This window comes from Mangrovimonas sp. DI 80 (assembly GCF_001975575.1).
GTDB classification, from domain to species: Bacteria; Bacteroidota; Bacteroidia; order Flavobacteriales; family Flavobacteriaceae; genus Mangrovimonas_A; species Mangrovimonas_A xylaniphaga.
Genome location: NZ_MSDT01000007.1, coordinates 106,611 through 125,772, shown reverse-complemented (window position 1 = coordinate 125,772; position 19,162 = coordinate 106,611). Strand labels below are relative to the sequence as shown.

The window sequence follows — 19,162 nt, the reverse complement described above, 5'->3', positions numbered from 1 at the left end:
TATGCCGTTGAAATTACAGTGGGTGATTGCTCATTAATGTCTGAAACGACAAGCTTTGAAGTGCCAGAGCCAGTCTTTAACAAACGTACAGGACTTCATTTTGATGGGGTAGATGATTATGTGCAGGGAACAACAATTCCTGTTTCTGGTAGTGCAGCAAGAACTGTTGAGGCTTGGGTGCGAACTACTAAAAATTCATTACCTGATCAAGAAGGACAAAGTGTGATTTGTGACTGGGGCTATTCTAGTTCTGGTCAAAGATTTACATTCAATCTTTTATGGAATAATAGCATACGTTTGGAAACCGCAGCGGGAGGGGTGTCTGGTGTTACTCCTGTTAATGACGGTGCATGGCACCATGTAGCGGCAGTATATGATCCATCGGCTTCACCAAAGGTAAAAGTTTATGTGGATGGTGAAGAAGATGCCTCTGGGAATCCTACGGTAAATACAAGTAGTTATAGTTATGCCACCAAAATTAGATTAGGAAAAAGAGTAGACGGAGTAAATTTCTTCCAAGGAGATTTGGATGAGGTTAGAGTATGGAATGTTGCCTTGACTGAAGCGCAAATCAAAAATAGAATGAATGTAGAGCTTTGTGGAGATGAAGCAGGGCTTGTAATTTACTATCCGTTTGGAGAAGGAACTCCTGGAGAGGACAATACAGGAATTACTACGCTTACCGATATGAGTGCTACTGGTGACGATGCAACCTTAAACAATTTTACATTGTCAGGTACTGAGTCTAACTGGGTTGAAGGTCATGGATTGATATCTTTGTCTGAAACGACTTTAACGGCAGCTCAAACAGGTGCTACATATCAATGGGTTGATTGTGACAATGGTAATGCCGTTATAGATGGCGCAACAGAACAAACTTTTACTCCAGAGGTTTCCGGTAACTACGCTGTGGAAATTACTTTGGATGGATGTGTAACTACTTCAGGTTGCACGGCTGTTGATGTGAACGCATTGGGTATTGAGAAAAACTTGATGGAGACCATGAAAGTATTCCCTAATCCAACTTCTGGAAATTTGAACATAGCCTTAAACGGAGTGTATCAAACTGTAGAAGCGCAATTGGTGTCTATCACAGGAAAAGTGGTAGCACAATACCAGTTCAACAACACCAATGGTTTTGAATTAAATACCAACAATTTTAATTCTGGACTTTATTTCTTGAAACTTAAGGCGGACAATATGGACGCTGTAACCGTTAAAGTAGTAAAGATGTAATTGTATTTTTTTGTTATTTAAAAGGCCAGCCTGAAAAGGTTGGCTTTTTTGTTTTTAGGAATCAGGAAGTTAGATGATTTTGGGTGTTAAGGAAGGGTTAATGGTTGTTGAATATGTTTAGTTGCTTTAACTTTTTTAGTTCCTTGTGGTAAAATTAACTTACTCATGATTAAAAAAATACACAAAAAATGCTTTTTTGCTGCTTGTTTGGCGGCTTCAATGTTAACCGCAAACGCCCAGACCGCTTTGAATTTTAGTGGTTATGGAGATTATATTTTAACAGACCTTGATGGACCTCTAGGTAATACACCAAGAACAGTTGAAGCTTGGGTTGACCATGATGCAATCAGTGGGCAGGATATCATCGTAGAGTGGGGTGGAGGTACTGCTACAGCAGAAGGTGGTCCCCGTTTCACCTTTAAATTTCAAGATCGTTATTTACAAGTAGAAACAGGGGGTACTGGAAATAAGCTTGTAGGGAAAACTTATAATCCTTCCGGATGGCATCATGTAGCCGTAACTTATGACCCTTCTTTGGAGGGGAATCAATATAAACTTTATCTAGATGGAGAAATAGAGGCTCAAGGGAATTTTACTGGTACAGGAACATTTACGTTGAATAATGCCCCTATTCAGATTGGAGCTAGAGCAGGAAATCCAAGTGCAACTGCTTATAGTGGAACCATAGAAGATGTAAGAATTTGGAACGTGGCAAGAACACAAGACGATATTAAAAACTATATGAATAGTGAACTTTGTAATTATCCTGAGGAATTAGTGGCCTACTATAAGTTGAATGAGGGAGTTGCTGGGGCCGATAACACTGCTGTTACAACTGTAATTAACGAAGTGTCTCCATCAGATGTAAATGAATTACATAATTTTAATATGACTCTTTCATTTAGTTCAAACTATTTAGAAGGCTATTTAACTTCTGGAATTGATACTTCTGTGGCAAATGATGGTACTGCTTTAGAAGCTAACCAAATTGATGCAACTTACCAATGGTTAGATGTTGATAATGAGAATGCTGTAATTGAAGGTGCAACTAGCCAAACGTTTGCACCGTCTCAAAATGGTAATTATGCTGTGGAAATCACTGTAGGAAACTGTACGGAAATTTCGGAAACAGTTAATTTTGCAAGTAGTACATTGGGTATTGAAGACAATCTGTTTGCCTATGGACTTCAATTGTATCCTAATCCAACTTTTGAAAACTTAAACGTGTCTTTAAATGATGTTTATGAAACTGTAGAGGCGCAATTGGTATCTATTACAGGAAAAGTAGTTGGGCAATACCAATTCAGTAATACCAATGGCTTTTCATTAGATCTTAATAATGTTAATTCAGGGGTATATTTCTTGAATTTAAAAGCTGAGCAGTTGGAAGCTGTAACCTTAAAAGTTGTTAAAATGTAATTGAGATAATTTATATTTTACAAAGAAGCCAATGCAATGCATTGGCTTTCTTTTTTGTTTCATATTTTGTTGATTTTTATGATTTATGAAGTGGTAAGATCAACAATAAAACAGTCGGGATATTTTTTCTCAACATGATCTCTAAAGTTTTCCGCTTTACTTCGGGTGTTGAATTTTCCCAAAATCAGGGAATAGATTTTTACACCATTAATGGTTTTTACTTGTACGGTAACTTCTTTTTGGTAGCTTATCTTTAAATTATCTGCCAAGCGAATTAGATTGGCCAATTCTTGGAAACTTCCTATCTGCACCCCAATCCAATCTGGTTTTACTCTATCAATCGCTAGTTCGTAAAACTCAGATTCTATGGGGGCTGCGGTTACGGGATTAGGACTCTCTGAAGTGTTTTCCGGAGTAACTGCGATGGTTTCTTCTGTAGTTTGGATGGACAAATCTCCAGCATCCAATACTTCTATAACAACATCGGCAACTCCAGCGGCTACAAAATCCAATTTTTCCGCGATAGACTTTGACAGATCAATAATACGGCCGCTTACAAAGGGACCTCTATCGTTTACTTTTACATAGGCCGTTTTGTTATTGGCAAGGTTGGTTACTTTTAGCATGGTGCCAAAAGGCAAACTTCTGTGGGCTGCCGTAGCATTTTTGTGCGAATAGGGCTCTCCACTTGCAGTTAAGCGTCCTTCAAACTTATCGCCGTAAAAAGAGGCTTTTCCAGTCTGTACTTGAGCGGAAAGAAATGAGGTGAACATAACAAAGGCAAATAAGATAATAGATTTCATGGGGTTTTGGGGCATTGATTAGTTAAACTGACCGGCAAGATACAGAAAGTAGATAAGAAAATTCAAGTAAGAATTATAAGATTATTCTAAAGAAATCTAAAGTGTTTTAGGAAAGTGTGCCTTTAAAAATTACGTTTGTGGTAGTGTTTTGGAATTGGAAGGTTAAATAAGGGTTAATCGTTTTTGTCTTAACATAACTCTTGTTTGGAATTGATTTTTTTTGCAAAAAAAATAAAATTATGATTAAACAATTACACAGAAAAATAGCGGTGTCAGCTTTAATGGCGGGTTCGTTTTTAATTGGAAATGCTCAAACAGGAATTCATTTTGATGGGGAGGATGATTACATTCAAGGAAATACAGTACCTGTTCAAGGAACTGATCCTCGAACTATTGAGGCATGGATTAAAACGACTAAAAATTCGACGGCTTATAATGCAGACACTAATCCAACTGGAGAAGGACAGAGTGTGATATGTGATTGGGGAAAGGAGAGTAAGGGTAATCGGTTTACATTTAATATTTTACCTAATAATGCCTTAAGGCTTGAAGTCAATGGGGGAGGTGTAAATGGTGTTAAATCTGTAAATGATGGTTTATGGCACCATGTAGCTGTGGTTTTTGAGTCTTCTACTTCAACGAATCATTCTGTGAAATTTTATGTGGATGGAAAATTGGATGCAGAAACGACTCTTGCTAAATATGCTTATACGTCCTCTTATGGCGAAAAACTTAAAATAGGAGTGAGAGTTGATGGGGTTAACTTTTTTAGAGGAGGGATGGATGAGTTGAGAATTTGGAATAAAGTATTGAGTCTGGAAGAGTTAAAAAGTAGAATGTACACAGAACTTTGTGGAGACGAAACTGGTTTGGTTGCTTATTATCCATTTAATGAAGGAATTCCTGACGCCGATAATTCAGGGGTTAGTACCACTGCAGATGGAAGCCCTACAGCTGATACGGGAACTTTAAAGAATTTTGCTTTAACTGGGACTACTTCAAACTGGGTAACAGGACGCTCTTTAGTTTCGGTTGAAGATAACACCTTATCAGCAAACCAAGAGGAAGCTAGTTATCAATGGCTAGACTGCGCGAATGCCAATACAGCTATAGAAGGAGCTAATGGGCAAACTTTTACACCAGAGGCATCTGGAACTTATGCTGTTGAAGTGACAGTAGGAACTTGTGTAACTACTTCAGAATGTGTGACAGTAGATATAAATGCATTGGGGCTTGAGGAAAACTTAATGGATACTTTAAAAGTATTTCCTAATCCAACTTCAGGAAACTTAAATGTTGCTTTAAATAGTGTTTATCAATCAGTGGAGGCACAATTGGTATCTATTACAGGAAAAGTGGTAGGGCAATATCAATTTAACAATACTAACGAGTTTCAAATTGAATTGAGCCAGTTTAATTCTGGAGTATATTTCTTGAACTTAAAGGCAGACCAATTGGATGCCGTTACAATAAAAGTTGTTAAGATGTAATCGAAAGATTACGCCTTTAGTGATGAAGCCAATGCACTTGCATTGGCTTTTTTGTTTGTGGAATTAAATTGAAAGGATAATTGGGTTTTGAATCATTCAGATAACGCTTCCAATTCTAAAGTATAGTCGTATTGCAAATCTTCATGCAATACAGAAATTTTCTTTTTGAGCCCATTGATTTGTCTTTCGAATAGATTGTTTAAGGTGACATTTTCAAATATAGAAGGGCTAAAGTCCTTAAGTTTATGGCAGAAATAAAGCAGTAATTCTACTTCGGTTTCCTTTTTAAGGGAATAACGAATATACTTCTGCACGCTTCTTAAAATTTTACGCACACTTTTTTTGATGTAGAAATAGCTGTTGGTATTGATCTGTTCAAATTGGGAGTCCATATCCATTTTTACAGCATCAATGTAGCCTTGTTCGTCATGCGATTCAAATAGCAGGTAGGTGAGTAACTCTTTGTTCTCCTTTTTAAAACGGGCTAAGCGAAGGCATAGGTTGGTGAGCTCTTCATGGCTTCGGTGCTGCAATTCTTTTTTGATATTGGAAATGGTTTCTGTGTGCATAAATGATGTTTAATCAGGCATTGTAGTGTTTTCTAATCAATCGTCTCACGTAAATTAAACGAACAATGCCAATGGAAAGAATAATGGGAGCAACAGTAATAAGAATGACTCCAAAGGGTTTCATACTGTTGAAAATTTCGATTTTTAAAATGGTGATACCCGTTCCCAAAAACACGATTGCAGTTCTAAAATACGCCAAAAAGGTGCGCTCATTGGCAAGTTTGGTACGCTCAATAGCTAGCCAATCGCGAGTGATTAATTTAGGTTTGGTTTCCGAAGTGTTCATTTTTTTAAACGATTATCCAAAGAGTAACTCCCAGGTCCCATTAAAAATATAGCGATATAAGCAGCAAGATACAACAAGGCTTTTTCTTTATTCCCAATGGGGTCTTGTAAATGGACTACAAAGGCGGCAACTGCCATGGTGATGATTATTGGAAGGCTGCTCAGTTTGGTTTTAATACCTAAAATTACAGCTATTGGAGCTAAAACTTCGGCTATTAATGTCAATATTAAGGAAGTGGTAGCCCCCAAACCTATGGGGTCTGCAAATTCAATGGGTGTTGCAAAAAGTCTTGGAATTTTAGGAATGCCATGTGTGAGCATTAATCCTGAAAACACAACTCTTAAAATTAGTAAGGCAAAATCTGAATGTGGTTTTTTCATATAATGGGCTAGGATGAAACTCCTTTAAATAAATTAATACTTACGGTTGCTAGGTCGCTGTTGGGGAATTTAGAGGCATACTGTGCTTCTGGGGCCAATCCGGCCTCTTTCGCCAAGGCTATAAAGATATCAATTTCCAAAATATATTGGTCGCTATAGCCATGGGTGGCGTCATAAGCAGTAGCCGGAGTTTTGCCTAGGTTTTTGCTTATCAATTCGGGAGCAATAGTGTGCAATTCTATAATGAGTAGGCCAAACCGTTCCACATAGGGTTTCCAGCGCTGAAAATGTTCTAGGAGCGAATCTTCAACCAAACTGTTTTGAAGGCGCTCACCTCTGTAAGCGAAAGCACCAGAAGAGATACTGGTTCTTAGGGATGGAATTCTAGGTGCTGTCCAAATCCTGTTATGATCCAAAAAGGTTCTTACATTCAATAAATCTCCTAAATCGATACCATAATCTTCTTTTAGGTCTTGCGCCAATAAATCAGGTCTGCCTACATCGCCCCAAATTACTTTGGCCCAAATATCGGCAGAAATTAAATTGGCTCTGGTGACTTTCAATGCAGCTTGGTTCAAGTCGGCACCAACCAAAAGTAAAGGATGTTCCTCTAGCATTTTTCCCCTTAGGGTTTGGTGTTCGATGACATCGAAAATATGTTGAAGGAAAGCTCCGTTGCCACAGCCCATGTCTAAAATTCCTTTAGGTTGCTCGTCAATTGGTTTGTTGAACAATTCAATAATCACTTCATCTATGACCTTGAAATAGGTGGAATGGGCGCCACCGCTGCCCCAAACATTCATTTCTCTGTCTACATGCTTTTCCGTTTCGTTTATATTATCGGTTTTTAAGATGAGGGGATCTCCAAAAATTAGCTCTTCAAGATTTACAAAGGTTGGAAGGTAGGAAACGGTAACACCATAAGCAGTGGCTCGCTTAGCAAAAAACAAACCTGTATCGGTAAATTGATAAGTGTTCTTCTTTTTGGTAAACCATCCCAAATAACTAAAAAAGTCGAGGATCTTTTTAAAACTTTCAGGGTTTCTATGGTATTCTTCGGCAGTAAAAGAGCCTTCCATAAAATATTTGTGGAACAGCCCACGAACTCCCATCAGTACAATAATTGGGGCTACTATTACCCCTTCAATATGTTTCAGAATTTGGAATTCCAGACTATCTTCTGGAGGTTTTTTCAATCCAAAATGATTTTCATAGTTCTTGAAAATACGTTCCAATGCTAAAAAGGCATCCGGACCAATACGTTCCTCTGGAAATTTCACGGAATAGGATAGAAGTTGAACAGCTTCTTTGTACAGTGGAATAAGTTGAAAAGCCTTTTCACTTTGGTCATTAATAGCGTAGTGAATGGTATTGTTCTTTGTTATTGGTTCTTGGTTCAGCCAGCCTTGAGCACAAAGAATTCGCAGAGCCACATTTAAATAGCCCTCATTGGCCTTGAATTTTATTGTAAGTTGTTCTAGATCTACTTGTTGCTGTTCCAGAATGTAATTGAGCACACCCTTTTCATGCAATGCACAGGAAGTGGTAGCCGTAGCAATACCGTCAAGATGCCTAAAAATAGAGCTTCTTAACCGCTGTTTGTCATGTTGAGTAAGCATACAAGGAATGTGAGTTCCTTATAAATATAAAAAAACCTTTTAGGAAGTCCTAAAAGGTTTTGTATATAAAGTTGATAACAAATTGTTTATCTCAAACTTGGGAAGTTTGTAGGGTTTGTTTCATGCATCATGTTGTAAACCGCTTCAAAAATGTCTTCGGCAGAAGGTTTTGAGAAATAGTCACCATCTGTACCGTAGGCAGGTCTGTGCTGTTTAGCTGTCAATGTCTGAGGTTGACTGTCTAGATATTGGAATGCATTTTGGGTATTTAAAATTTCATCCAAAATATAAGACGAAGCACCTCCTGGAACATCCTCATCAATTACCATCAAACGATTGGTTTTTTGAACACTTTTCAAGATGTCGTGGTTCAAATCGAATGGTAACAATGACTGTACATCAATAACTTCAGCATCGATACCAACTTCCAATAGATCCTTAGCTGTTTGCGCTACGATATTTAAAGTCGACCCGTAAGACACCAAAGTAATATCTGCACCTTCCTTAACGGTTTCCACGACACCAATAGGTGTTTTGAACTCCCCAAGGTTTTCTGGCATTTTTTCTTTAAGTCTGTATCCGTTTAGGCATTCCACAATCAAAGCAGGCTCGTCACTTTCCAACAATGTGTTGTAGAAACCAGCAGCTTTGGTCATGTTGCGAGGTACTAAAACATGCATACCGCGAACCAAATTGATGATACCTCCCATTTGGGAACCAGAGTGCCAGATACCTTCCAGTCTGTGGCCACGGGTTCTTACAATTAAAGGTGCTTTTTGTCTACCGGCCGTACGATAATGTAGCGTAGCCAAATCGTCACTCATAATTTGAAGTGCGTACATTAGGTAGTCCAAATATTGGATTTCGGCAATGGGTCTTAAACCTCTCATGGCCATTCCAATTCCTTGTCCTAAAATGGTAGCTTCTCTAATTCCTGCATCAGAAATACGAAGGTCACCGTATTTTTCCTGTAAGCCTTCCAAACCTTGGTTAACATCTCCAATATTTCCAGAATCTTCACCAAAAATCAAAGTGTTTGGATATTTGTTGAAGATAGCATCGAAGTTATCACGGATCACCACACGGCCATCCACTTCAGTTGCATTATCGGCGTAACTAGGAACAACTTCTTTTACATTTAAAGCCGACTTTTCATTTTCTGAGTATAGATGTGAACTATATTTAGGTTGTACTTCTTCAAAGAAGGTGTTAATCCAATTTTGAAGGGCTGTTTTTTCAGCAGTATTTTCTGAAATTACATAACGCAACGCCTTTCTAGCTACAGAAATAACATCTTTTCGTATAGGTTCTTTTTTTTCTGAAAGCTCATTGGCCAATTTGCTAATAAATGCCTTGTTGTGGCTAGAATTTGCCAATTGGTTAAGCAAGGTGATTGCTTGCTGCTGTTCTTCTTTTATAGGCTTTAGATAAGCATCCCAAGCCAAATTCTTGATGTTTCTAACATCTTTCTTTATGGTCTTTTCTATCTCGCGCAATTCCTCTTCGGTAGCCATATTGTTGGCAAGCATCCATTCGCGCATTTTTGAGATACAGTCGTGCTCTGTTTCCCATTCCAAACGGTCTTTACTCTTATAACGCTCATGCGATCCTGAAGTAGAGTGCCCTTGTGGTTGGGTTAATTCCAATACGTGAATTAACACAGGAACGTGCTCTTCTCTGGCGATGCGAGCCGCTTCTTGATACGTTTCAATCAAGGCTACATAATCCCAACCGTTTACTTTTAGGATTTCGTAACCATTACCGTTTTCATCTCTTTGGAATCCTTTTAATATTTCGGAAATGCTTTCTTTGGTAGTTTGATATTTGGCGTGTACAGAAATACCATATTCATCATCCCAAACACTAATTACCATTGGTACTTGTAATACACCTGCAGCATTGATGGTTTCAAAAAACAAACCTTCACTGGTACTAGCATTTCCAATGGTTCCCCAAGCGACTTCATTTCCCTTTACAGAAAAGTTAGTAGTATCAATCCCTTTTACATTTCGGTAGATTTTAGAGGCTTGTGCCAATCCCAGCAATCGTGGCATTTGGCCAGCGGTAGGAGAGATGTCGGCACTTGAGTTCTTTTGTTTGGTCAAGTCCTTCCAATTGCCATTGGCATCTAAACTATGGGTGCCAAAGTGACCTCCCATTTGACGTCCGGCAGACATTGGATCGGCTTCAAGGCTAGGATGTGCATATAAACCAGCAAAAAACTGTTGCACGGTCAATTCGCCAATGGCCATCATAAAAGTTTGGTCTCTGTAATAGCCAGATCTAAAGTCTCCATTTTTGAAAGCTTTGGCCCAGGCTAATTGAGGTACTTCCTTTCCGTCTCCAAAAATTCCAAACTTAGCTTTCCCAGTAAGTACTTCTCTTCTTCCTAGCAAACTACACTCTCTACTGGTGACAGCAGTTTTATAATCATTGATAACTTCTTGTTTAAAATCATCAAAGGTTATGTCTTGTATAGTGGTTGTTTCAGTTTGCATAGTGTCGATTTTATAGTTGTTGCAAATTTAGGTAATCTTTCGAAGCTTTACAACGATGGAATGTGTTATAATTTTGATGATTTGATAAGAAAAATACTCTTTTTTTGTAAAATAATTATAATAATGCAAAAAATAGCATTTTCGCTGAGAAATCGCTAAAACCACCTTCTGCGGAACAGTCCTAGAAGCGCTTTAGGGTCTACCGTAAACTTAAAGCGAATTTTTTGGTCGTATTCCGGTTGGCCGACTTCCCATCCTAAATTGGAATAGATGGGGAAGTAGATTTCAAAATAATCGGTGACCAAATCGAGTTTGATACCCGAGTCGTAGACAAATTCGGCATTATTATATTTGTTTTTTACAACTCCCATGTCTCCATAGGCTTCAATATAGCGCCAAATGGTGGTACTCAGGTTCATGGTTGCCATCCATTGGTTGGCAAATGCCGGATCCAATTTCGATTTAAAACCTCCTTCCGCGATGATAATTTGTTGACTAAAGATCCCTGATTGCTCAGAGCGTCCCAAATAATCATAATCAAAAAGGTAGTCCGTAGGTCTATCTAGTGCAAAACTAAAATAATCGGAATCATCTTCGTTGTTATTGTAGATAAAAGTTCCTGCAAAGAATCTCAAATTTAATTGGCGGTTGTTTTGGTAAAGCTTTCTGTACTCATAATTCACGGCCAACTTTCCAAATTTGTCAGCCAACTGAAAATCGGTATACCATTTGGAATAGTTCACCAAACCTGGGTTAGCGTAGATGTAGCGTATATTGAAAACACCATAATCCGGCGTTTCGGACGGTACTACTAAAGGATCGTTATAGGTTCTTGAAATATCTACATAGCGCATGTTGATATATTGCGATTGGTTGGATCTAAAGTTCTTGTCATCCCTAAAACTAAAGGTTAGGGAAGGAGTAAAAATAGACACAAAGGCATCTTTAGCAAAAGAAGAATAGCTGGAATGTAAGCCGTATGTAATGTTGTATAAATCCTGATTTTCCAAATTATGAGTATAGGATACCGATGCGGATCCCGTTAAAATATTGGAATGGGTAGCGTATTTAGGTGAAAACTTATAGTTAAGACGCTTGCGCAATAAGGTTTTGTTGTAGAGTTTGGTACCAAGAGTCAACCCATCGTAAATGTTGCGGTATTCAATAATTGGCATCACGAATACTTGGTTGTAGTTAGGATCTTCAATATCCTTGAATAGACGAATTTGCAAAGGTTTGTTATTAAAAAACCAGCCTTTGGGAGATTTCCAATTGTCTCTTAGGTTAATTTCAGGAATAACTTTATCATAGTTAAGTACCAATTTGTCAACACTGTCTTCTGGAATTTTTATGGTCCTACTGCCATGAATATTCTCAATCCAAGTTTTGGAAAGCACACTGTCCTCTGCCATTGTAAAAAAGGATACCGGCATTGAGTTATGCCGTTTGTTTTTTATGGTCAGGCTTATGGAATCATTTTCCCGTTTTACATTTTTGATTTTAAAATCAATTTTCTTCCTCGTATTGATGTAATCTTCAAAGAACCAATCAATGTCTTTGGAGGTGTTTTGTTTCAATAGGGCTTCAAAATCTTTGGAATAAGAAAGCTGTTCATGATGCGCTTCAAAATATTGGGAAATGGTTTGGTCCAAAATTTCAGGTTGGATAAAATCACCCAAATACTTTAGACCAACTCCTGCTTTATATTTACCCGCAATATTGGCATTGAATTTTAATAGGGAATCTTTGGGCATGGTAAGCGGTTGATCTCTATTGGTACGTGCCATTTGCATGAAAAACAGGTTGTATTGATCGTTGTACTTAAGGTCTGAAGCGTGAAAAGCCCGTATTCCCCAAATGTCTGCCAACATCCCGAGAAATTTCATGTCTGGGTAATACTCCTCAATATATTTCATCAAGAAGTACACCTGCAATCCATCCTTAAACCAATAATCATCCCTTGGATTGAGGAGCAAGGTATTTTCCAGATAATTGTTAAGGGCTGTTTTCAACAATTTCAATTCGTACTGAAATCCATCGGGGAAAGGTCGAATAAAGTTTGGCAACTGGTTGAGTCCGTACAGCGGATTCTTTTTGTACTCGATTTCTGTAAGTAAAAGGCGCTCATGTGGATATGGAATCATGTTCTCGCTCATAAAGTTGACAATTTTGTCTACAACCAAGGCTCTTTCATGAGGCTTTAGCCCGCCGTCATCAATGTTGGTAACCACCGTGACATTATTGGCTTTTACATATTTATAATTGGGGAATTTCGTCAGAACAAAATTGGTGTTTACCCTGTTTTTACCATTCAAAACTACAGTTTGGGTAGAGTCAGTTTGTCTTAACGAAATGGTATTAAGTTCAGAAATCAAGGCATAGTTTCTAGGGTGTACTACTTCCAAGGTTATTTCGGCAGGTGGCGTATAGAAATCATCCAGGTTTTTATTACTGTAATAATGCCATTCGCCATCATATACGGCTGGTGCCAAATACCAATACTTCAGATTAAAATCAATACCGTCAGAAACCCCATAACCAGTAAATGTGTTATTAGGAACCAGTAGGTTGTAATGTAAAATAATAGTATAGTTTTCGCCGGGAGGCAAAGGCGTATTCAAGTCTATTTTTAAAACATCCAGATGGTCCTTTATTCGGTCGTAAGGTAACTCAACACCCAAGGTGTCCTTTACCGAAGTTACTATGGTATAGCCACGTTGGTCGCTTTTGGCAAAGTGGAACTTGTTATTGAATTCTTCCGTAAAACGAGTGGCCAAAGGTGTGTTTTTGGTAGAATAACTATTGTTCCAATCGTTTAGGTAGATGGTTTTTAAGGTGTCCTTTGAGGTATTCTTCCAAGCAATGTACTGCTTAATTTGAATGGTTTTGTTGGGAACATCGAAAATGGCTTGCATCTCAATTTTGTTTTGAGAAAAAGCGGAGGTGCTAATCAAGAGCACGAGAATGAGTTTGAAATATATTTTCAATGTGCTAGAACAATCATTAATCGGCTTGCCAAAGGCACAAAACATGGCAAAAGGCAAGTTACTTTACTAACGTATTTTTTTAATTATAGTTTTTTGGAGAGTTACAAAACGCCCTGCATCCTTCCATATAAAATATAATATTACAAAGTTTTGTGTGAAAAGAAAACCTTTAATATCATAGATTTAATGTTGAAACCTGTGGTTTTTGTTATCTTGTTTTGAAACAGAGAGTTAAGTGTGTTAAAAATTTGGACTCAAGTTGAATTCTTGGTAGAATTCGTCTAGAATATCAATAACTTCTTCCGGGGTGTCCACAATATGAAAAAGGTCTAAATCTTCAGGGCTTATGTTGCCAGCTTCCAAAAGGGTAGATTTGATCCAATCCATGAGGCCGTTCCAAAATTCGCTCACCACCAAAATAATAGGGAAACGCTCAATTTTATGGGTCTGGATAAGGGTGATGGATTCAAACAATTCATCCAAAGTCCCGAAACCTCCGGGCATCACTACAAAGCCTTGTGAGTATTTTACAAACATGACCTTTCGTACGAAGAAATAGTCAAAATCCAAGCTCTTATCAGAATCGATATAAGGGTTGTCGTGCTGTTCGAACGGTAATTCTATGTTGAGTCCTACCGAAGTGCCTCCGGCAATATGGGCGCCTTTGTTCCCAGCTTCCATAATCCCAGGGCCACCACCTGTAATGATACCGTAGCCTTGGTTGACAATTTTCTCGGCAATGTTTTCGGCCAGTTTATAATATTTGTGGTCAGGTTTTGTTCTGGCCGATCCAAAGATGGATACACAGGGACCTATAAGGCTTAATTTTTCGTAGCCATTAACAAATTCTCCCATGATTTTAAAAATGGCCCATGAATCATTGGTTTTTATCTCGTTCCATCGTCTGTGATGTTGTTCTCTGGTCATATTTGAAATTTTAAAAAGGTATCAGGGCGTTGTATTCAAAATTCTTAAAACTGCCCTTTTTTAAGGATTTCAAGATACAAATTAAAATTTGGTAAGCATGTTAAATGGGAGTGACTTTACGGTAAAAAAAGAGGCGGAATGAATTCCGCCTTTTCTTAATTTGAAAGTTATTTATATAAAGATGTTTCTATAATGGTTTCCTGCCCGAGATGATGTTGTAAAGAATTGCGATAACGGCAATAACGAGCAAAATATGGATTAAGCTACTAGTTCCAATTCCTTCCACGATCCCGAAAAATCCCAGAATCCAAACAAGGATACAAATAACGGCAACAAGCCAAAGTATACTTCTCATAATAGTTGTGGTTTTGATGTTATGATACTAATATACTAAAGAATTTTCCTAAATAATAGTAAAATGTTGATTTTTACTAGTTTAAATTGTTGAAAACTAATTTTTTATCAAAAAATATTACTCCAATTCTTTCTTAAGAAACCTGGCTGTATGGCTTTTTTTGTTTTTGATAATCTCTTCAGGAGTACCTTCCGCAATAATTTGTCCGCCACCTTTTCCGCCTTCATAACCAACATCGATAATATGGTCAACGGTTTTAATGACATCCAAGTTATGTTCTATAATCAGTACGGTGTTGCCTTTGTCAACCAATTTGTTAAGTACCAGCATCAACACCCGGATATCTTCAAAATGCAATCCTGTAGTAGGTTCATCCAAAATGTAGAAGGTGTTACCGGTGTCCCGTTTGCTCAATTCTGTAGCCAGTTTGATGCGTTGGGCTTCCCCTCCAGAAAGCGTGGTACTCTGTTGCCCCAATGTGATGTAGCCCAATCCAACATCCTGAATAGTTTTCAGTTTTTTATGGATTTTAGGAATATGCTCAAAGAAGTCTACAGCTTCGTTAATAGTCATGTTCAAGACATCACTAATCGATTTGCCTTTGTAGCGAATTTCTAGAGTTTCCCTGTTGAAACGTTTCCCTTGACAGGTTTCGCATTCAACGTAAACATCAGGTAAAAAGTTCATTTCAATCACGCGAAGTCCGCCACCTTGGCAGGTTTCACAACGCCCACCTTTCACATTAAAGCTAAAACGTCCAGGTTTGTAGCCGCGAATCATGGCTTCCGGTACTTTGGCAAATAAACTGCGTATTTCGCTAAAGGTTCCAGTGTAAGTCGCCGGATTACTTCTCGGGGTACGCCCAATAGGGGATTGATTGATATCGATAACTTTGTCAATATGCTCCAATCCTTTGATGCTTGTGTAAGGCATCGGTTTTTTAACCCCGTTAAAATAATGGGCATTCATAATGGGGTAGAGGGTTTCGTTGATCAAGGTGGATTTTCCACTTCCTGACACCCCCGTAACACCAATCATTTTTCCTAGAGGAAAGGTCACAGATACATTTTTGAGGTTGTTTCCAGTGCAGCCTTTCAACTCGATGGATTTTCCGTTGCCTTTTCTGCGTTTTTTCGGAATTTCAATCTGTTTACAACCGTTTAGATAATCGGCGGTAAGGGTGTGGTGGGTTTTGAGTTCCTCGGGAGTTCCAATACTAATGATTTCCCCTCCGTGTTTTCCTGCTTTTGGACCAATATCGATTACATAATCGGCACGTTCTATCATGTCCTTATCATGTTCTACCACAATCACAGAGTTCCCGATATCTCGTAATGATACTAGGGAATTGATCAATTTTTCGTTGTCACGTTGGTGTAATCCTATACTTGGTTCATCCAAGATATAAAGCACCCCTACCAATTGTGAACCAATTTGTGTGGCTAATCTTATACGCTGCGCCTCGCCTCCAGAAAGCGATTTTGAGCTGCGATTTAAGGAAAGGTAATCCAATCCCACATCCAATAAAAACTGAAGGCGGGCCTTGATTTCCTTGATAATTTCTTCTGAAATTTTAAGCTGTTTGTCACTAAGGTGATTATGTAAATCTGCAAACCATTGGGACAGATCTACAATGTCCTTATGTGCCAAATCGGCAATGCTCAATCCGTTGACTTTGAAGTATAGGGATTCTTTTCTCAGTCGAGATCCTTCACATTCGTCACAAACCACTTTGTCCATGTATTCCTTAGCCCATCTTTTCAAGGAGGTAGAATCGGAATTGTGGTACTGACTTTCTATAAATTTAGCAACCCCTTCAAAATCGATTTTATAATCACGGGTCACGCCTAATGTTTTACTTTGAATGGAGAATTTTTCATTGCCCCCATAAAGAATCATTTGTTTGGCTTCCTCGGGAATGTCTTTGTAAGGGGTGTTAAGGTCGAAATTGAAGCGTTGTCCAATAACTTCTAACTGTTTGAAAATCCAACTGTTTTTTTGAGGTCCATGAGGAGCTAAAGCGCCATTTTTAATGGAGAGTGTATCGTCTGGAACAATTTTCTTTTCATTGACTTGATACAGTCTGCCAATCCCATTACACTTTGGACAGGCACCTTTAGGTGAGTTGAATGAAAAATTGTTGGGTTCTGGATTGGGGTAAGAAATACCGGAAGAAGGACACATTAAATTTCTACTAAAATAACGCGCTTCCTGAGTGTCTTGATCCAAAATCATCAAGACATCATCACCATGGTACATGGCTGTATTAATAGTTTCTGTCAATCGTTTATCGTTGTCGGCCGAAGCATCAATTTTCAATCGGTCGATGACAATTTCGATATCGTGGGTTTTGTATCGGTCAAGTTTCATGCCTTTCACAAGGTCCTTGATTTCACCATCGGTACGTACTTTTACAAAGCCTTGTTTGGCAATCTGTTCAAACAACTCGCGGTAGTGTCCTTTTCGCGATCTGATGACAGGTGCCAAAATATTGATGCGTTTGCCTTCGTAACTTTCTGTGATAAGTGCTTTGATTTGCTCATCGCTATAGCTCACCATTTTTTCACCAGTGTTGTAGCTATAGGCATCACTCGCTCTGGCATAAAGGAGCCTTAAGAAATCATAAATTTCAGTAATGGTTCCCACGGTGGATCTTGGCGATTTACTGGTGGTTTTTTGCTCTATGGCAATCACAGGGGAAAGGCCGTCAATCTTATCTACATCGGGGCGTTCCAAGCCACCCAAAAATTGGCGGGCATAGGCCGAAAAGGTCTCAATATAGCGACGCTGTCCTTCGGCGTAAATGGTGTCGAAAGCCAAAGACGACTTCCCACTTCCAGAAAGTCCTGTAATGACTACCAATTGTTCCCTAGGGATGGTAACATCGATGTTTTTTAAATTGTGCACTCGGGCACCTTTTACTTCAATATGTTCTTCAAATGCGCTCATAAAATTGGCAAAGTTGCAAAGGTACAGATTATGAACTGAAAAAGGAAGTAACCCTTATTTTGTATACTGTTAATTATTGTATAACTGAGGTAGATAAGTTCTGTTTTTAAAGCCAATTAAAACAGTGAAAAACTACTGTATTTAGGTTTAAAGCTCTTAGAAAATGCTTCAAAAATTGTTATACTTGTGCTGGTACATAGTTAATGTGTCAATTGTATTTAAAAATTAATCAATACCTATTAAAAACAGGTCAAAAAATAAAGCATATGAAATTATTGGGAATAGGGTCGAGGATAGACCATCCAGAATTGGGAAAAGGGGTCGTGACCAACGTAACCTCCAAGCACTATTGGGTGACTTTTATTGAAAATGGATTGGAAACAATCGATTTGGATAGTGAGTTTGAAGTCATCGAGGCTATGGAAGATGATGTGGACACTATTAGTTTTGCCGAAGTAGAGAGTAGTTTGGTGCAAATTTTAAAACGTTGGAGCGATGTGACCGAAGTGGTGCCAATTGGTGATAAATGGAAAGGAGGGACCATGATTTTGCAACCAGAAGACAGTTCACTGCAGAGTAAGGAAATTCCAATCGACAGTTTTTTTCATAAAATCACTATGGTCCGTGACCGCTTACGAGTAATGGAACAAAAGATCAATAGTAGTAATTTGGACGAAAGTGAAAAGATAGATTTGCAGCAATACATTACCCGTATTTATGGCAGCTTAACTACCTTTAATGTACTGTTTAAGTTGAAAAATAATCAATTCGTTGGTCAGAAATCTGCCAAGTAGGGTTATTTGGTAGCCGTAATATGGTTCAGCTGAATTCCAAATACCAAGAACTTGTGAAAGGTAGGCAATTGGGCCCCACTTTCGGTGGTGGTCCAATCTTTCCAAGACATTTCAATGCCTCCGAAAGGAAGTTTTTTGGTCCACATTTTTAAGCTTTTGGGGAAGTTATTGGTGTCTAGTTTCCAAACATAGGATTCTTTGGGAGAATAGGTGGCCATTAATCCTTTACTGCCATCTTCTAGAGTCACAATGCTTCTGGTGACTCCTTCATCAAAAATGGTATAGGGAGCTACCAACCAAAAGGAATCATTTTCAAAGTATGTGATAGCATCTTCCAAAAGGTCATCGCCAGTGTCTCCGTCAACCTGAAAATTATGGACATAGCATTTGCTTTTGCTATAATCGGAAAGGTTCAGGTCTACTTTGTAGTCTTTCCAGTAAACTGTACAACTGCCTTCCTTTTTTTTCCATTTGTAATGTCGACGTTTCTTGTGGGTCCATTCAATAAAGTTTGTTTGCTTGTATGCTTCATAATTAAGTGCGTCCAACATATTTTTTGCCATAATATCGGCAGCTTCACTTGGGGAAGCTACAGGCAAAGGTTCTCCATATTTAAAATAGGCGAAACCAAAGAGCAAGAGGCTAGGCAAAGTAAAAAAGATGATGACACCTAAGATTATTTTTAAGGGCTTGCTCAATCGCATACACGTTGGTTTTGATCTTTACTAGAGATTTTAAGGTTTTGAGGCATATCTCGGAATTCCCTACTTAGAAGACTTTTTCTGAAGCAGTTTTCTTTTAAATGTAATAGTTTTTTTTGATTGTTTTAAATTAATACGCTCAGCATCCA

The 19,162-nt window shown here is 38.4% G+C and carries 15 protein-coding genes; 4 read left to right on the top strand and 11 right to left on the bottom strand.

The genetic code is table 11. The annotated features are described in order from the left end of the window. Both BKM32_RS14560 and BKM32_RS14555 read left to right on the top strand, forming a co-directional pair. A partial coding sequence (locus BKM32_RS14560; RefSeq protein ID WP_216349603.1) for a LamG-like jellyroll fold domain-containing protein occupies positions 1-1,236 on the top strand: 1,236 nt, incomplete at its 5' end. A gap of 165 nt (positions 1,237-1,401) precedes the next feature. Continuing rightward, the gene (locus BKM32_RS14555) at positions 1,402-2,655 is read left to right on the top strand and encodes a LamG-like jellyroll fold domain-containing protein (protein ID WP_076664640.1); all 1,254 of its coding nucleotides are present in this window, start codon (positions 1,402-1,404) and stop codon (positions 2,653-2,655) included. Between the two features lie 83 nt (positions 2,656-2,738). Here BKM32_RS14555 and BKM32_RS14550 read toward each other — a convergent pair whose 3' ends face one another. Next, positions 2,739-3,458: a septal ring lytic transglycosylase RlpA family protein gene (locus tag BKM32_RS14550; protein ID WP_076664661.1), complete on the bottom strand. Its 720-nt coding sequence runs from the start codon at positions 3,456-3,458 to the stop codon at positions 2,739-2,741. Between the two features lie 239 nt (positions 3,459-3,697). On the opposite strand from BKM32_RS14550, the gene BKM32_RS14545 reads away from it, so the two are divergent. Then, on the top strand, positions 3,698-4,948 hold the full coding sequence (locus tag BKM32_RS14545) for a LamG-like jellyroll fold domain-containing protein (protein WP_123812134.1): 1,251 nt from the start codon (positions 3,698-3,700) through the stop codon (positions 4,946-4,948). A gap of 92 nt (positions 4,949-5,040) precedes the next feature. Here the strand turns inward: BKM32_RS14545 and BKM32_RS14540 are convergent, their stop codons facing one another. The 9 genes from BKM32_RS14540 to uvrA form a co-directional block, all read right to left on the bottom strand. Next, the gene (locus tag BKM32_RS14540) at positions 5,041-5,517 is read right to left on the bottom strand and encodes a hypothetical protein (RefSeq protein WP_076664635.1); all 477 of its coding nucleotides are present in this window, start codon (positions 5,515-5,517) and stop codon (positions 5,041-5,043) included. 13 nt (positions 5,518-5,530) lie between these two features. Then, on the bottom strand, positions 5,531-5,803 hold the full coding sequence (locus tag BKM32_RS14535) for a DUF202 domain-containing protein (protein WP_076664632.1): 273 nt from the start codon (positions 5,801-5,803) through the stop codon (positions 5,531-5,533). After that, a complete protein-coding gene (locus BKM32_RS14530) occupies positions 5,800-6,183 on the bottom strand; it encodes a DoxX family protein (RefSeq protein ID WP_076664629.1) in 384 nt (127 codons plus the stop codon). Before BKM32_RS14530 ends, BKM32_RS14535 begins: the two co-directional genes overlap by 4 nt. Before the next feature lie 8 nt (positions 6,184-6,191). Next, positions 6,192-7,802 (bottom strand): class I SAM-dependent methyltransferase, encoded by a 1,611-nt coding sequence (locus tag BKM32_RS14525; RefSeq protein WP_076664626.1) that lies wholly within the window; start codon positions 7,800-7,802, stop codon positions 6,192-6,194. An 86-nt stretch (positions 7,803-7,888) separates the two neighbouring features. Next, positions 7,889-10,300, bottom strand: a complete 2,412-nt coding sequence (locus tag BKM32_RS14520) for a thiamine pyrophosphate-dependent enzyme (RefSeq protein ID WP_076664624.1) — start codon at positions 10,298-10,300, stop codon at positions 7,889-7,891. 155 nt (positions 10,301-10,455) lie between these two features. Then, complete coding sequence (locus tag BKM32_RS14515; RefSeq protein ID WP_253187465.1) at positions 10,456-13,215, bottom strand: metalloprotease; 2,760 nt, start codon at positions 13,213-13,215, stop codon at positions 10,456-10,458. 312 nt (positions 13,216-13,527) lie between these two features. Then, positions 13,528-14,214, bottom strand: coding sequence for a TIGR00730 family Rossman fold protein (locus tag BKM32_RS14510; RefSeq protein WP_053977164.1), 687 nt, complete (start codon positions 14,212-14,214; stop codon positions 13,528-13,530). A 187-nt stretch (positions 14,215-14,401) separates the two neighbouring features. After that, positions 14,402-14,569, bottom strand: a complete 168-nt coding sequence (locus tag BKM32_RS16400; RefSeq protein WP_123812133.1) for a lmo0937 family membrane protein — start codon at positions 14,567-14,569, stop codon at positions 14,402-14,404. A gap of 117 nt (positions 14,570-14,686) precedes the next feature. Further along, positions 14,687-17,518: an excinuclease ABC subunit UvrA gene (uvrA, locus tag BKM32_RS14505; RefSeq protein ID WP_076664621.1), complete on the bottom strand. Its 2,832-nt coding sequence runs from the start codon at positions 17,516-17,518 to the stop codon at positions 14,687-14,689. A 266-nt stretch (positions 17,519-17,784) separates the two neighbouring features. Between uvrA and BKM32_RS14500 the strand changes: the two genes are divergently transcribed. After that, on the top strand, positions 17,785-18,312 hold the full coding sequence (locus tag BKM32_RS14500; RefSeq protein WP_076664655.1) for a hypothetical protein: 528 nt from the start codon (positions 17,785-17,787) through the stop codon (positions 18,310-18,312). 2 nt (positions 18,313-18,314) lie between these two features. On the opposite strand, the gene BKM32_RS14495 is transcribed toward BKM32_RS14500, so the two are convergent. After that, positions 18,315-19,016, bottom strand: coding sequence for a hypothetical protein (locus BKM32_RS14495; protein WP_076664619.1), 702 nt, complete (start codon positions 19,014-19,016; stop codon positions 18,315-18,317). Positions 19,017-19,162: the final 146 nt, after the last annotated feature.

Excerpts from the sequence above, each read along its gene's own strand:
- BKM32_RS14555 (WP_076664640.1), top strand. The coding sequence starts at position 1,402 with ATGATTAAAAAAATACACAAAAAATGCTTTTTTGCTGCTTGTTTGGCG.
- BKM32_RS14550 (WP_076664661.1), bottom strand. The coding sequence starts at position 3,458 with ATGAAATCTATTATCTTATTTGCCTTTGTTATGTTCACCTCATTTCTT.
- BKM32_RS14545 (WP_123812134.1), top strand. The coding sequence starts at position 3,698 with ATGATTAAACAATTACACAGAAAAATAGCGGTGTCAGCTTTAATGGCG.
- BKM32_RS14540 (WP_076664635.1), bottom strand. The coding sequence starts at position 5,517 with ATGCACACAGAAACCATTTCCAATATCAAAAAAGAATTGCAGCACCGA.
- BKM32_RS14535 (WP_076664632.1), bottom strand. The coding sequence starts at position 5,803 with ATGAACACTTCGGAAACCAAACCTAAATTAATCACTCGCGATTGGCTA.
- BKM32_RS14530 (WP_076664629.1), bottom strand. The coding sequence starts at position 6,183 with ATGAAAAAACCACATTCAGATTTTGCCTTACTAATTTTAAGAGTTGTG.
- BKM32_RS14525 (WP_076664626.1), bottom strand. The coding sequence starts at position 7,802 with ATGCTTACTCAACATGACAAACAGCGGTTAAGAAGCTCTATTTTTAGG.
- BKM32_RS14520 (WP_076664624.1), bottom strand. The coding sequence starts at position 10,300 with ATGCAAACTGAAACAACCACTATACAAGACATAACCTTTGATGATTTT.
- BKM32_RS14515 (WP_253187465.1), bottom strand. The coding sequence starts at position 13,215 with ATGCAAGCCATTTTCGATGTTCCCAACAAAACCATTCAAATTAAGCAG.
- BKM32_RS14510 (WP_053977164.1), bottom strand. The coding sequence starts at position 14,214 with ATGACCAGAGAACAACATCACAGACGATGGAACGAGATAAAAACCAAT.
- BKM32_RS16400 (WP_123812133.1), bottom strand. The coding sequence starts at position 14,569 with ATGAGAAGTATACTTTGGCTTGTTGCCGTTATTTGTATCCTTGTTTGG.
- uvrA (WP_076664621.1), bottom strand. The coding sequence starts at position 17,518 with ATGAGCGCATTTGAAGAACATATTGAAGTAAAAGGTGCCCGAGTGCAC.
- BKM32_RS14500 (WP_076664655.1), top strand. The coding sequence starts at position 17,785 with ATGAAATTATTGGGAATAGGGTCGAGGATAGACCATCCAGAATTGGGA.
- BKM32_RS14495 (WP_076664619.1), bottom strand. The coding sequence starts at position 19,016 with ATGCGATTGAGCAAGCCCTTAAAAATAATCTTAGGTGTCATCATCTTT.